This is a genomic window from Leptospira ainlahdjerensis, assembly GCF_016919175.1.
Lineage (GTDB): Bacteria > Spirochaetota > Leptospiria > Leptospirales > Leptospiraceae > Leptospira > Leptospira ainlahdjerensis.
Genome location: NZ_JAFFPU010000004.1, coordinates 116,145 through 130,568 on the forward strand (window position 1 = coordinate 116,145; position 14,424 = coordinate 130,568).

General features: G+C 43.9%; 16 protein-coding genes. 13 read left to right on the plus strand and 3 right to left on the minus strand.

Translation table 11 applies throughout. From position 1 onward, the window contains the following. Positions 1–205: 205 nt before the first annotated feature. Positions 206–985, minus strand: a complete 780-nt coding sequence (locus JWG45_RS01190) for an LIC_11490 family protein (RefSeq protein ID WP_205277958.1) — start codon at positions 983–985, stop codon at positions 206–208. A gap of 3 nt (positions 986–988) precedes the next feature. Between JWG45_RS01190 and JWG45_RS01195 the strand changes: the two genes are divergently transcribed. From JWG45_RS01195 to JWG45_RS01205, 3 genes are all read left to right on the plus strand, one after another. Beyond that, the gene (locus JWG45_RS01195) at positions 989–2,323 is read left to right on the plus strand and encodes a hypothetical protein (protein WP_205277992.1); all 1,335 of its coding nucleotides are present in this window, start codon (positions 989–991) and stop codon (positions 2,321–2,323) included. Continuing rightward, positions 2,323–2,787, plus strand: coding sequence for a chemotaxis protein CheX (locus JWG45_RS01200; RefSeq protein ID WP_010574631.1), 465 nt, complete (start codon positions 2,323–2,325; stop codon positions 2,785–2,787). Before JWG45_RS01195 ends, JWG45_RS01200 begins: the two co-directional genes overlap by 1 nt. A gap of 83 nt (positions 2,788–2,870) precedes the next feature. Beyond that, on the plus strand, positions 2,871–3,164 hold the full coding sequence (locus tag JWG45_RS01205) for a hypothetical protein (RefSeq protein WP_205277959.1): 294 nt from the start codon (positions 2,871–2,873) through the stop codon (positions 3,162–3,164). Positions 3,165–3,459: 295 nt separating this feature from the next. Here JWG45_RS01205 and JWG45_RS01210 read toward each other — a convergent pair whose 3' ends face one another. Further along, a complete protein-coding gene (locus JWG45_RS01210; RefSeq protein WP_205277960.1) occupies positions 3,460–4,446 on the minus strand; it encodes a tetratricopeptide repeat protein in 987 nt (328 codons plus the stop codon). After that, positions 4,443–5,057, minus strand: coding sequence for an LIC_11485 family protein (locus JWG45_RS01215; protein ID WP_205277961.1), 615 nt, complete (start codon positions 5,055–5,057; stop codon positions 4,443–4,445). The genes JWG45_RS01210 and JWG45_RS01215 overlap by 4 nt, the downstream gene beginning before the upstream one ends. 137 nt (positions 5,058–5,194) lie before the next feature. On the opposite strand from JWG45_RS01215, the gene JWG45_RS01220 reads away from it, so the two are divergent. From JWG45_RS01220 to JWG45_RS01265, 10 genes are all read left to right on the plus strand, one after another. Next, entirely contained in the window at positions 5,195–5,917 is a 723-nt protein-coding gene (locus JWG45_RS01220) for a Crp/Fnr family transcriptional regulator (RefSeq protein WP_232380453.1), read from the plus strand. A gap of 285 nt (positions 5,918–6,202) precedes the next feature. Beyond that, on the plus strand, positions 6,203–7,639 hold the full coding sequence (gene ccoN / locus JWG45_RS01225) for a cytochrome-c oxidase, cbb3-type subunit I (protein ID WP_205277963.1): 1,437 nt from the start codon (positions 6,203–6,205) through the stop codon (positions 7,637–7,639). Next, on the plus strand, positions 7,636–8,325 hold the full coding sequence (gene ccoO / locus JWG45_RS01230) for a cytochrome-c oxidase, cbb3-type subunit II (protein WP_205277964.1): 690 nt from the start codon (positions 7,636–7,638) through the stop codon (positions 8,323–8,325). The genes ccoN and ccoO overlap by 4 nt, the downstream gene beginning before the upstream one ends. A 7-nt stretch (positions 8,326–8,332) precedes the next feature. Continuing rightward, positions 8,333–8,479: a cytochrome oxidase maturation protein gene (locus JWG45_RS01235; protein ID WP_069607514.1), complete on the plus strand. Its 147-nt coding sequence runs from the start codon at positions 8,333–8,335 to the stop codon at positions 8,477–8,479. A 3-nt stretch (positions 8,480–8,482) separates the two neighbouring features. Continuing rightward, on the plus strand, positions 8,483–9,016 hold the full coding sequence (locus JWG45_RS01240; protein ID WP_205277965.1) for a cbb3-type cytochrome c oxidase N-terminal domain-containing protein: 534 nt from the start codon (positions 8,483–8,485) through the stop codon (positions 9,014–9,016). 134 nt (positions 9,017–9,150) lie between these two features. Continuing rightward, entirely contained in the window at positions 9,151–10,476 is a 1,326-nt protein-coding gene (gene ccoG, locus JWG45_RS01245; RefSeq protein ID WP_205277966.1) for a cytochrome c oxidase accessory protein CcoG, read from the plus strand. Positions 10,477–10,497: 21 nt separating this feature from the next. Further along, positions 10,498–10,992, plus strand: a complete 495-nt coding sequence (locus JWG45_RS01250) for a FixH family protein (RefSeq protein WP_205277967.1) — start codon at positions 10,498–10,500, stop codon at positions 10,990–10,992. Between the two features lie 5 nt (positions 10,993–10,997). Continuing rightward, positions 10,998–13,436 carry a heavy metal translocating P-type ATPase gene (locus JWG45_RS01255; RefSeq protein WP_205277968.1) on the plus strand — a complete coding sequence of 813 codons (2,439 nt, stop codon included), beginning with the start codon at positions 10,998–11,000 and terminating at the stop codon, positions 13,434–13,436. Next, positions 13,433–13,621 carry a cbb3-type cytochrome oxidase assembly protein CcoS gene (gene ccoS / locus JWG45_RS01260; RefSeq protein WP_205277969.1) on the plus strand — a complete coding sequence of 63 codons (189 nt, stop codon included), beginning with the start codon at positions 13,433–13,435 and terminating at the stop codon, positions 13,619–13,621. The genes JWG45_RS01255 and ccoS overlap by 4 nt, the downstream gene beginning before the upstream one ends. Next, complete coding sequence (locus JWG45_RS01265; RefSeq protein ID WP_205277970.1) at positions 13,611–14,366, plus strand: sulfite exporter TauE/SafE family protein; 756 nt, start codon at positions 13,611–13,613, stop codon at positions 14,364–14,366. Before ccoS ends, JWG45_RS01265 begins: the two co-directional genes overlap by 11 nt. The last annotated feature ends 58 nt before the right edge of the window (positions 14,367–14,424 follow it).

Below are 14,424 nucleotides of genomic sequence, written 5' to 3' on the forward strand. Positions count from 1 at the left end.
TTTGTGATATAGGAAAGTCCTCCGGAATTTTTCCGCCACCCACCCCACCACCCGAAATTTGGGCGGGGCGCGCGACTTTTACGGAAGAATTGTCGGAGTTCCTACAGGTTCCGTCCACCGATTCAAGGTCACTTGAGCAGATTTCCAGGCGAGCGTTAAAGTCGGTCGCAGAAGACGTAGGAGCTCTTACAAATTCCCCTTTTCTCTAAGAAAGAAATGTCTTCGAAGAACTTTCAAGATAGGATTTGAGATGGTTTGTCTCTTTCGTAAAAAAGACCGGAACCGGAAAATTGGGTTTGGAAGGAATCAAGACGACCCCCTCGTCAAAAAATAAAATCTTTTCAATCTCGGAAAAGGAATAACGATAAATGCTGTTCAAAGCTTCGAAAGAAAGGGATTCCTTAGTTTCGTTTAACTTTCCGGGACCGATTCTTTTCAGACCTCTCATAAGTTCCGGGGTCAAATCCTCCTTTGTACCGGAAAGTTTTTCAAAAGGAAGTTCCCGATTCTGATCCAGATACAAAAGGCCCTCGATCTCAAAACGGACCTCCCTCACTTCTTCGATTTTCTCTTCGTTTCTCGTGGAATACTTAGGGGATTCTTCCAAAACCTGAATCCCGGAGGGAGAAAGTTCTTCGGAAATAAATTCTTCCTCCTCGGAAAAACTTTCCAAAGGAGTTTCCAAAGAAGAATCTGGAGTTTTCTTCTGATTGGGAATTTTTCTTCCTTCCACGAAGAGGTTTTCGAGATGTTTCTGCTTTTCTACATTCTCCGTCTGAGAGGCCCTTTTGTTGGAAGCAAGAATTTCACCCGCCCTTTTTGAGTTCGGCCTTGAAATGAGGTGATCGTTTTCAGAAAATCCAGGGCGAGTAGAACTCGACTTGGACGTGGGACGGTCTTGCCCGGAACCGTGAGGATTCAGAGAGACGTAGATAAAACAAAGAAGTCCCACAAGAATGAGTGCAATTGCGATAAAGAGCATCATTTTATCTATCTGTCGAATGGGCCGGTTTCTGAAGCGTTTTTCTCACTTTTCTCCTTTACAGAAATATTCCTTCACAAACCCTTTCAGTTTACAGATACAAACATGGAATTAGAAAACGTTTCTCTCAAAGACAAAATCATCCGCGGCGTAGTCGCTATCTTTCTTTTCTTTCTTGTCAGTGGTTTGATCATCACCTTTCTACCGGGAGACGCGGAAAAGAGCTTTTTTGACGTCATCTCGGGTCGTTCCAGCTTGAACGCCGGAAAAATCGGAGACTATTCCATTCCTATGGACTACTTTCAGGCAGCGAGAAGGGATTGTTTTTTTCAGTATAGAAGTATCGCCCCATCTTTGGCGGAAGATCCTGCCACCCTTCAATCCTGCGCCTTTCAGACGATTCGAAGCCTGGTCGTCACCAAACAGATCGCGGACGCAACGGGATTCTCCGTGTCGGAAACCGGAATTCGAGAAGAACTCTCGGATGAGGCCAGAAGAATTCACAGAGAATCCATCGGCGGAGCCGGATATTCCGAGGAAGATATTCGAAAACCGGAAGCCATTTACAAACAGATCTTAAATTCGGCGCCGATGCAGTACAGGATCGATCGTAAGAACGCAAGCGTTCTCTATGACTCTCTCCTCAATTCCGATCTGAAAAAAACGGACGGAGAAATCAGCGTTCAGAAAGAATCCACATCCGCACGCGTTCAGCTGAGAATTCTTTCTTACACAGACGACCAACTTTCCAAACTTGCGGAAAAAGAGGCTCCGATTACGGACGAACTCCTAAAAGCTAAGTATGAAAACGAGAAAAAAGAAGGAAAACTTCCGAAAAATAAGGACGGAAAGGAAGTCAGCTTTGAGGAAAGAAAAAATTTCCTCAAGAGTAAAATTCTTTTAGAAAGTAGATCCAAATCTCAAGAAGAATGGAAAGCCAAACTAAAAGTCCTTCAAGAAGAACCAGACGGATTACAAAAGATCGCCGCACTTCTCGGAACCCCGATTCAAGACTACAAGGACCAGACCCTACTCAACCTCTGGGAGTTGAAATCCGGAAATCAGACAATTCGTTTAGGAAACAACACACAATTTTTGAAAGATCTGACCACTGTTGCCTTTGGGGCTAAAAAAGTGGGAGGGCCTTACAAAGATTCCGAAAAAAATGTATTCGTAGAATTTGCTTCCATGGAAATCAATTCGTCTAAAATTTCGACTTCCCAGGGCCCCGATTTGAGAGACAATCCGAACCTGATGAATGGGTTTGTGATGGAAATCAGCCAGGCTCTACAGGAAAAATATCCGATTGAACGAAGGATCGGTCAAAAGGCAGAAGAATAATGCAAATCCGGGCTGAACTGGTAAATCCCTTTCTTGAAGCGGCGACCATCGTTTTTAGAGATGTCTTAAAAACGGACCTCATCCGAGGAAAAATCGGAATCAAAGACAGCCCTGAAACCAATCTGGAGCTTTCGATCGTCATTGGTGTGATCGGAACTTTCAATGGAGAAGTTGTCTACGGTTTGAACTACGATGCGGCTTACAAGATTGCGGGAGTGCTGATGCCCGGAATGAGCGATCAAGATATCAAAAACGAGTACAAGGATATCTTGGGAGAGATTGCGAATATGACGACGGGAAATGCGATGAATATCTTCGCGACTTCGGGCCAATCGATCGAAATCACGGCGCCGAATATCATCGATTCCAAAAACGAAACCTTAAAAATCCCCAAAAAACCTTCTCTTGGAATTAGTCTTTTTTCCAAGTTCGGAAAACTGGACGTAAACGTTTCTTTAACGTAAGAATTTTCTGACTTCTAAACTTTCTCTTGGATCTGATTTGCTCTTTGGGGGTTGAGAAAGTTTTAGAGGATCGATTTTAGAATTTGAAGAATGTCTTCCAAGCGAAGCGCCAACTCGATCCAAGTAAAAAAAATATCCAAATTCCTTTCCAAACTGCACCCAAAGAGCTCCGTAAAGATGATTTTGTGTGGGAGTTCCCACAAGATTTCGTCTTTGCAAAGTTCCAATTTCTTGAGAGAGAAAAATTTTTCCAAGATTTCCCCTACAGCGCGATTGAAAGAGAATGCCGCTTTGAATTACTTGAGCCAATACAAAATCAGGATATCTTTAACCCGCAGGCTATGAGGAGAATCTTCCCAGAAAGGGAATTTTGTTAGAGTTCCTACATAGGAATTTTGACTTGCAAAAAGTATGATTTTGTGATAGAGAAGAGACTCCGGAGTTTTTCCCACCACCGCTCCCCTCCACCCGAAATTTGGGCGGGGCGCGACTTTCACGGGAGGGCGTCGTAGTTCCTACGGATCTCCTTACAATCCTCCGTTTCGTAAATGAGTAGAGGATGGAGTTCTTAAGATTAGGATCTAAAATTCTTTATCTCGGAATTTCAATCTCCTTCCATATTTCAAAAACGTTTCGATTTGTCTTATTCGAAATGAGAGATTTCTTTCTAACTCAGTAGTATCTTCGTTTGAGAATTCTCCGGAGTTCTTTCACAAAGGGAGAATCTTCCGACGCATCCGGATTCATTCGAGTGAGATAGGTTTTTGCCCAATTCTCCGCCTCCTCGTATTTTCCCTGATCTCCGTAGATTCTCACAATGAGAGTCACCGCTTTTTCCAAACTTTGTTTTTGAGAATCTAATTCCGGTTTTTTCTGCAAAAGTTTCACGAGTTGCAGAAGATATCTCCTCGCAGAATCCTTTCGTTCCGTGGAAGAAAGCATTTCACCGAGAGAAAGAAGAGATATCAACTGAAAGTGTTCAGGAGCTTCGGTGATAATTTTGAGATATTGAGATTCTGCCTCGGGAATCTTTCCATTCCCTCGCAAAGCGCGGGCCACTTCAAAAATTGCCTTCCATTTCTCGTCTTCAGAATCGATCTGTTCCGTGATGGAACTCGCGTCATTCGCGCTTTCAGCGGTGAGTCTTGCGTCTTCCAATTTGGAAGCGTTAGCTGTTTTTCCCTGTCCGCTTGCTTGGTTGAATTCGGTCTTTGCGTTGTTTCTCTGATTTTCTCTCAGACGAAGTATGCCCTTTTTATAACCGCTCTCGGAAGGATCGTCCTTCTTTTTATCCTTCTTCTTTTTCAAACTCGTCTTGGAAGAATTTGGAAGTGTGGTTTTTTCGGGGAGCGCAGGGGATTCTTCCGGAGAATCTTTGGAAGCAGATTTTTGAATGTCCATTTCGGAGGAGGAATCAGACACGTTAGACGTCTTTGCTTCGTCCCTGCTAGTCGGAACTGAATCCGTTTTTTCGGAAGAATTTGGATTTAATTCCTTCGATTTTGCCACCGGAGAATCATCTGTCTTTTCTACGGTTACTTCGGCCTCTACAGAAGACTTTTCGGATTCTTCTGGAAAAGGAAGGGGCATATCTGCAAATATAGAAAAGGAAATTCCAAATAAGAATCCAGAAAGGATCAAAGAACGAATCCATTTCATCTGAGTTCCGGAGATCCTTTCGAATTATTTTTAGGAGGACGTATCAAACTTGGTCTTTCTCCATTCGAAGAACTTCCTGTCCCGCGATCGGGTGTCACCGTTCCCGGGTCTTCCAGTTTTCGATTCGAATCGGGGGTTCTCTCTCGATCATTGTTCGGAAGAGAATCGGATTCCGTAGGAAGTTTCGGGGTTCCACCACCTTCCCTTCTTCCTTCTCTCAAAGGATCCTTTCCTTCCGGAGAATTCGATTCGGGTAAAAGTCCGCTCTTTGGTTTTTCCCTTTCGTATCGATCGATCTCGAGATTGGAAGATTCTCCCGTTCCCGAAAGATCTGGATCGCTATAGCGGATGGACTTTCGCTTTCGATTGTAATTTCTTTCTAAATCTTCTAAAAAGAGGGCTTTACGATCCAATTCTTTGGCCTGATCCTCAAAAGCAGCGCCTTCTTTTCCGCGCTGAACTCCGACGAGTATCGCTAAAGAAACACCCAAAACGGCCAAGGAAATCCCCGTGTACAGGAGGGTTTTTTGCACTTGCGGCGGCAGATTTCGGGAAAGACTGTCTATGGAAGACATCCCGGATTGGAGCTTATCTTTAAAATTGAGATCCATTGTTTTTAGTTTCGGTAGATTTCCCAATTCTACAAAGAAAGAGAAAAATCTCGAACGGTTTTTTTGATCCTCATTTTTTTACCGTCTTATCGCTTAGAGAACAAAATGCATTTACAATCTCCAAAAAAAAGAAGAGTTTGGGCTTTGTGAACGAGAATCCTCTCGCCCCCGATTGCTACTTCTGTTCGAATCGACACAAATCCGTTTTAAAATGTGTCTCCATGGAAACGCTGGATCGTATCAATTCTACCAAGGAATTCCGCCTTTTTCGGAAAGGGGAAAGTATGATCCATTCAGGTGATAAGGCGGATGGTTTTTATTTTATCAAATCAGGATGCGTCCGCATCTTTCGGAATTCTCCCTCGGGCAAAGAACAGACGTTTTCCATTCGGAGATCCGGAGAATGGGTCGGCTTTCGAGATCTTTTATCGGGAAACACTTTTTCCCAAAACGCGGAAGCGTTGGAACCGGTAGAAGCTTGTTTTATCCAGAAAGGCATCTTAGAAGATTTGATGAAAGACGATCCCAAACTTCAGTTGGAAATTCTAAAACAAATGGCAATTGAATGGAAAGAATTAGAAGACCAAACCGTTGCCTTAGGAACCAAACAAGTTCACAGTAAACTGGCAGAACTTCTGATCTCTTTCCAAACCGCTTCCGGAAACGAACCGGAAATCGAATTGAATCTCACGAGGGAAATCATGGCCTCCATGGTTGGAACTACTACGGAAACGCTGGTGCGAGCGCTTTCGGATTTTAAGAATAGAGATTGGATCGAAATTCACAAAAACAGAATTCGTTTTTTAAATCTCGAAGCTTTGCGCGGAATCTCCAATTTGGAAACAACCAATCACCACTGAACCGATTCTGAGAAAGAATCTCAAAACCGCTCATTGGAAAGACCAGATTCTTCCGGTCCCCTTTTCCCTCAACCGCAAGCAAAACCCGCAACCTTGACAATTATCATGCCCTATATCCATGAAATCGCCCTGGGATTTCTTTTCTTTCCAAGTCGGTTTTCATATAAGGTAAAATTATAAAACTCTAAATTAAAAATGAATATTCTATTTTATTAAAATAGTATATAATTTTTTGACTTTGAGAGTTTAGACCGAAGGAATAATCGAATCAGGAGACAAAATCTCATGAGCCAAACGAACGCCAAATACAACGATTCAATCGTAAAAGGGTTCATCATATCGGCTATGGTTTGGGGAGTCGCATCCATGTTAGTGGGTGTCCTCGCCGCATTTCAAATGGTTTATCCGGAACTGAATTTCACACAATATTTCAGTTTTGGAAGAATCAGACCCTTGCACACAAACGCAGCCATCTTCGGATTTGCACTGAGCATCATCTTTGCAACCGCGTATCACCTGATCCAAAGACTCTGTAGAGTTAGAATCTGGAGCGACTCTCTGGCGAAGATTCATTTTGTGTTATACAATCTGACGATCCTTCTTGCAGCGATCACTCTTCCCTTAGGACTCAATCAATCCAAGGAATACGCGGAGTTGGAATGGCCACTCGATCTTTTGATCGTTGTTTGGTTCGTGATCTTCATCGTAAACTTCTTTGCAACGATCTTTACGAGAGAGGAAAAACAACTCTATGCAGCGATCTGGTTTTACATCGCTTCTTTCGTAACGGTTCCGATTCTTTTTATCGTGAACAACCTTTCCGTTCCCGTAGGACTTACTAAGTCATATTCGGTTTTCTCGGGAGTTTACGACGCAAACATACAGTGGTGGTATGGACACAACGCGGTAGCGTTTGTTTTGACGACCCCGTTCTTAGGTTTGATGTATTACTACTTTCCAAAACATATCAAACAACCGATCTACAGCCATAGATTATCGATCATCCACTTCTGGTCTTTGATCTTCATCTATATCTGGGCTGGTCCTCACCATTTGCTCAACACCCCTCTTCCGGAATGGCTTCAGACAACCGGGATGGCGTTTTCGATCATGTTGTGGATGCCTTCTTGGGGAGGAATGCTCAACGGATTTCTCACCTTAACACAAGCCAAGGAAAAGATCAAAACGGATGCTCTTCTCAAGATGATGCTCGTCGGGATTACCTTCTACGGTATGTCGACGTTTGAAGGCCCCCTCCTTTCCATTCGTTCGATCAGCGCTCTCGGACATAACACCGACTGGATCGTGGGTCACGTTCACTCCGGAACTCTCGGTTGGGTGGGAATGATGTCTTTCGCGGCGATCTATTATCTTGTCCCAAGATTGTGGAACACGAATCTCTATTCTGAAAAACTTGCGAACACACACTTCTGGTTGGCAACTCTCGGAATTCTTCTTTATATCGTATCCATGTGGGTTTCCGGAATCACCGAAGGTTCTATGTGGAGAGCCATCGATTCCAAAGGATTTCTTCAATACCCGAACTGGGTGCAAATCACCGAGGTTCTCAAACCCTTCCGCTTCGCAAGAGGTGTCGCCGGTGTTCTTTACCTGAGCGGAGTTTTTGTGATGATCTATAACGTGGTCAAGACGATTCAAACTTCCGGTTCCGGCTTTCAAGAAGTGGATTTGAGAGTGAAAGAAGAAGGAGGAAAAGCATGAAACTATTCGACATACTTCTGGATTGGTTTTCCGGTTTTACCGATCAGTGGGAAAAACAAGGAGTTAAGTTCACCGTTTATACTACCATCGCGGTTTTGATCGGCGGTATCTTCGAATTGATTCCTCCCTTTTTTATTTCCAGAACCGCGGTTCCGATTCAAGGAGTAAAACCGTTCTCCGCTCTGGAACTCGCGGGAAGAGACATCTATCAGAAAGAAGGATGTAACAACTGTCATACGCAGATGATTCGTCCTTTCAAATGGGAAGTGGATCGTTTCGATCCTTCTAAGTCTTACGGAAGAGACGGTTATTCCAAGGCCGGAGAATTTGTCTACGACCATCCGTTTCTCTGGGGATCCAAAAGAACCGGACCCGATCTCGCTCACGAATCTCAGATTCAACCTTCTTACGCTTGGCATAAGACTCACTTGATCAATCCAAGAGATACTTCTCCGGGTTCCGTTATGCCCGCTTATCCTTGGCTATTTGAAGAGGGAGCCACCATCGACGCGGAAGAAATCGTGAACCACATGAAAGGTCTTTCCAAAGTCGGAGTTCCTTATAAGGACGCGGATTATCTTTCCGCGACCAAAGAATTGGAAGGAAAAACGGAAGGAGACGCGCTCATCGCCTATCTCCTAAAATTAGGCAGGGACACTGCAGAGTTGTCCAAGTCGATTCAGTGAGGCAAGTATGGAACTGGAACTGATTCAAATCTACAAGTTTGCAAGACTACCAGTTCTTGTTTTAGCGATCGGTCTGATCACCGCATACGTTTACAACAAGAAACGCAAGGTACAAATGGAAGATCCAAAGTATAGAATGCTGGAGGAGGACTGATCCATGACGCATGATTCAAATAAAGATTTCGACGGTATCAAACAATCGGACAATCCGATGCCGGAATGGTGGAAATGGATCTTCGTGATCTGTATCGTAGTCGCGGTCGTGTATTCGATTTACTATCATAAGTTTTCGAGCTGGGAACAAGATGTCGCTTATGAAAACGAAGTAAAAGAACACGAAGCAAAGTTTCCAAAAGCGGTCTCGGTAACGAGCAACGATGGAAGTAATCCCTTGCGTGGAAACGCGGATGCGATTGCGGAAGGTGAAAAAACTTTCAAAACAGTCTGCGCTGCTTGTCACGGTCCAACGGGGCAAGGTCTTGTCGGACCCAATCTTGTCGATGCGGAATGGATTCACGGATCTCTGGATTCCGAAGTTTATGCGACGATTATGAAAGGAATCGCCGTAGACAAAACAAAATTAGGAAGAGGACCAATGCCTCCGCATGAAAACTCTCTCGGTTCCGAAAAAGTATATCAGGTGATGGCTTGGCTTGCCACCCAAAATGCAAGTCTCAAGGCTTCAAGATAAGTTTATGAAATTCTTGGATGAAATCTTGAATTCGATCTCATCCAAGAGTCTGATCGTTTTACTCCGGAAAGAATTGAGAATTCAACGGACGTTGCACCTCTCCTTCTTTCCAGAGACCACTAAGGAGGACTTTTGTGGTCATCTCCAGGCATATAACCGGTAAGATTCGTTCGGCAAGATATTTAGTAGAAGCGATCTTACTCCCCATTTATTTTTTTCTTCCCTGGCTTCGTTGGGGGGAACACCCGTTCATCCGTCTCGACATTCCAAATAGAAAGTTTTATCTTCTTGGAAATATTTTTACTCCGCAGGAAGGATACTATCTTCATCTTTTCCTGATCGGGATGGGACTTTCCCTGTTCTTCTTCACAACTCTGATCGGTAGAGTCTGGTGCGGATGGGCCTGTCCTCAGACGGTGTTTACCGACGTTTTTGATTGGATCGGAAGAACGATCCTCGGATCCAAATACGGCAAAAAGGACGCTCCCAAGTTGGGAAAATTTATCGTTCACTTTCTTTGGATTCTTGTGAGCGTCTTAGGAGCTCTCGCATGGGTTTCTTATTTTGCTGATCCCTACGAAATGATAAACGAAATCCGATCTACCGCGTTTCTGACAAGTCCGCCGGTATGGACCTACTTCACCGCATTCTTCACGGCGACCTTGTATCTGGACATGGCTTTTGTTAGAGAGCAGTTTTGCAAATACGCTTGTCCTTACGCGAGATTCCAAACCGTAATGATGGACGCAAACTCGGTGAACGTAACCTACGATTTCAAACGCGGCGAACCCAGAAGAAAGGCAGGAGTTCAAGAAGGAGACTGCACGGCGTGTAATCTATGTTTGGTGGTTTGTCCAACTGGAATCGATATTCGCGAAGGAACCAACGTAGGCTGTATCGCTTGCGGAAAATGCGTGGATGCGTGTACAAAAACGATGGGAAAAGAAGGCAAAAAAACTCTGATCGGATATATGTCTGAAACCCAAGCGTATCAACCAGGATCAAAAGTGCGCTGGATCCGTCCTCGAAGTTTGGTCTATGGAACTCTTCTATTTTGTGTCCTGGCGGCGGCGGGAACCCTTCTTTACAACCGTGTTCCACTCTACGCGAACGTTCTTCCGGACAGAATCATACAACCGATGGAAGTTCCTGGCGGTTTGGTAAGAAATTTTTATAACGGACATCTCTTGAATCTAACGTTTGAAGAGCGAGAACTCAAAGTCGAGGTGGCGGAAAGCACCCTTCATTCTCCCGTCCATATCTTGTTAGGTGGAACTGAAAAACCGGCCATTCAAGTTTTAGGAAACGATTCTCAGGATTTTAGAATCATCTTAGAAACGGTAGCTCTTCCCCAAGATCAGTCCAAACCGACACATCAGATTTCACTCAAAATCACCGATTTGAAAAATCCGAACTTTCAGCTAAAAAAGACGATTCCATTTCGCATCCCGATCAAATAAGATACAAACAAGGAAAATTGGATGGCACTACATAAAAGTATGAAACTCGCCTTTGTTTGGATCGGGGTCGCATTCGTGGCCTTGATCGCTGCGACCGTAGTTACGATTCGATACGCAAGCGAAGGATATACCGGACCGATCGAAAAGGGATATTACGAAAAAGGATTGAACTATGAAAAGTCGATCCTGGAACAAAAAAAGATGATCGCGGAAGGGTATTCTTACGAAAGTGAACTTTTTTCTTCTCCGCAAGATGTTCGTAAAGGAAAAAATACCTTTTTGATCCGGTTTCAAAAATCGGGAAGGCCCGTTGTGGGAGCAAAATTGAATATCCTTTTGGAAAGGGCGGCTACGGACGAATGGAATCGTTCCATATCCTTGATCGAATATCCGAAAGATTCAGGGAACTACCACGGAAGCGTGGAAATTCCGGAAGAGGGGCTTTGGATTTTTAACCTTCAAGGAGAGACCGAAGGAAGAATTCTTCAAAAAACCGTGGAAGTAAAAATTCAATAGAACGTATGGAAACGTTGTTTCAAGTTACAAACTGCTACCATTGCAATACTCCGATCCGCACGGAAAAAGAGCTGATTCGAGGAGAGCTCAACGGGCAAATCGAATCGTTTTGTTGCAGCGGATGCAGAAGCCTTGCGACCCTTTTGGTAAACAACGGACTTACTCAGTTTTATACGCTGAGAGGTTCTGAAAAACTGGAGGCGGTAAATTCCGAAACAAAAAATCGGGAGAACCTGGAAACAGAATCCGTATATCAGGAATATGTAATACAAAAAAACGAAGGCATCTGCGAAACTCTGATCACCATCGGAAAAATTCATTGCTCCGCCTGTGTTTGGTTAAACGAAAAAGTGCTCGGTGATCATAAAGGAATTCTCGAAGCGAGAATTAATTTTGCAACGGGAAGAATGAAAATTGTCTACGATCGAAGTTTGGTCGATCTAAACGAAATTTTTTCGATCATAAACGGCATCGGCTATGAACCCTCTCTCTATTCTCCACTCAAGGCGGAAACGGGAGTTTCTCGATTTTCCAAGGATTTATTTTACCGAATGGCGCTCGCCGGTTTTTCCTGGGGAAACATCATGCTTTTCAGCGTCGGATTGTATGCCGGGTATTTTACAGGAATCGAAATCGAATTCAAACGACTATTTCATTACGTTTCTTGGATATTCGCGACTCCGGTATATCTCTACTCGGGTTACCCCTTTTTCAAAGGTGCGAAGGAATCGATCAAAAGAAGAATGCTCACGATGGATACTCTTCTTTTTTCAGGAGTATCCCTTGCCTATTTTTACAGCGTCTACGTGACTTTAACCGATCATGGAGAAGTCTATTTTGATTCCGTCTGTACGATTTATTTCTTTATTCTGATCGGAAAGTTTTTAGAATCCGCCATCCGTTTGAAAGCGGGCAGAAAGGTCGGAGAACTACTGTCAACCCTTCCTCAAGAATATACGGTCCTCCGGGACTCCGTCGAAGCTCAGATTGCACCGAGCGCGATTCAAGTGGACGAAAGAATTCTTCTCAAAAACGGAAACCGAGTTCCGGTGGACGGAATTCTACAATCCACTACCTCTTACTTCGACGAATCCTTTTTAACCGGAGAATCGAAACCGGTCACACACAAGAATGGAGATACGATCCTTTCGGGTTCTTTGTGTCTGAGTACGAACGCGGAGCTGCTTGCGACTACAACCGCAAAGGAAAGCACGCTCTCGAGAATCTCAGCGCTCATCGAATCCTCGCTTCAAGCAAAACCCGGAATTCAAAGAACGACGGATCGATTTTCGACTTATTTCATACAGATCGTTTTGGGAATCGCAGTTGCAACTTTTTGCATATACGGATTCTATTTTCAAAACTGGGAATCGGCAGTCCTCAACACGATCAGTGTTTTGATCGTTGCTTGTCCTTGTGCGCTCGGACTCGCGGTCCCCGCAGCCTATGTAGTGAGTAACTTACTTCACAGCTCGAAAGGGATTTTGGTAAAGAATCCGGACTCTCTCGAAATTCTCAGTCGCGCCGATCAAATCTACTTCGACAAAACCGGCACCCTGACTACGGGAAAACTATCGCTTCAAGAGGAGAACTTTCTGGACAAAGAGGAAAAACTCCGCATCTATTCTCTCATCCTTTCCTTAGAATCCGGTTCCACACATCCGCTCGCGGAAAGTTTAAAAAAAGAAATCGGAAAAAAATTAAAAAACCAAAATCAAGAAGCGATTATTTATACTTGGAAAGAAATTACCGAACTTCCCGGATCCGGAATGGAAGGCAGATTGATCGGAGAATCCGCTTCTTATCGAATCGGAAACCTAAACTTTGTGTCCGGAGGAACTCAAAAACAAGACGGCAAGATCTACTTAGGTAGAGAAGGAAATCTGCTCGCAAGTTTTGTATTGGAAGATTTGGTTCGTCCGGAAACAAAAAGTACGATCGAAAGATTAAAAAATAATTTTGGTTATCTAGGAATTCTTTCCGGAGATTCCAAATCCAAAGTAGAATCCTTGGCCGCAGCCGTCGGAATCGACCATCCTCTTTTCGAACTCAAACCCGAAGAAAAACTTAAGGTGATTCAAAAAGCTCAAAACGAAGGGAATACCGTGGTCATGGTAGGAGACGGAATCAACGATTCCGCTTGTTTGGCTGCGGCCAATCTCGGAATTTCTATGGGAATCGCATCGGATCTTTCCATCGATAAATCCGATCTGGTTCTCATCAGCAATCAACTAGATTCGATCATTTCGGCCGTGAAAATTTCCAAAAAAACAAGAAATATCGTATTTCAGAATATTCTAATTTCCTTAACTTACAATTCAATCATGTTGCCTTTGGCAGCTTTCGGATTTATGCTTCCTGTGATCTGCGCCGGCTTTATGACTCTGAGTTCCCTTTCGGTGGTTTTAAATTCGATCTCGTTACAATGGAGAACAAAATTATGAACGCACTCTATCTTACGATTCCTCTCGCGATGCTCATCGCACTCGGGGCCCTGATAGTTTTTTTCTGGTCCTTAAAATCCGGTCAGTATGAAGACATCGAAGGTCCAAAGTACAGAATGCTTTTTGACGACGACGAAGAAAAAAAACCGATATCCAAAACGGGAGAACAAAGACATGCAGAGTGAACTGTTTTTGACAACTCTTTCGATCGCCTTTATTCACGGAATCACGAGTTCGCTTCATTGCCTGGGAATGTGTGGTCCATTTGCGGGAACCTTAAATCTCGCAAACCAGGGACAAAAATACAAAACGAACTTATTCTATAATTTAGGAAGATGGATTTCCTACTCCACGTTAGGTGCCATTTTCGGAATATTAGGTTCCGGTCTCAATCTTGCTGGAAAATTGGTATCTCTTCACGAGTTGGCGGCGGTCATCTCCGGAATCTTTATCATCGGATTCGGGCTCAGTCTGATCCAAAACGGAACGCCGGAACGGTCCGGATTCTATCAGAAAATTCTAAATCGATTTGCGGGACCATTACTCGCTTCTCTCAAACAAGGAAAGAACCTTCCAACGACTTCGATGGCTTTCGGAATGGTAACCGGGCTTTTGCCCTGTGCGGTTTTGTATCCGGCGTTTAGTCTTGCTTTGGCGACAGGAAGCGCGAGCTCAGGTTGGCTCGTGATGTCGATTTTTTTCTTAGGAACCTTCCCTGCACTCTTCTTGTTCGGGGTCGGTTTTCGAAACTTACTGGTTAAATTACCGCAGGGTGTGATCCGCTACGGAGGAATTATTATCGTCCTTGTCGGAATTTCGATGATTTTCTTTAGACTGGGACATTCGCACTCCGAACACGAACATTCTCCGAATTCGCACCCGATGGAAGAACATTCATCCCCGCAAGAGGATCATTCTCACCATCATTAGAAGAAATTTCTTTCCAAACATTCAAGTTTTTCCGGGAGATTTCGATTGTAAAATGGAA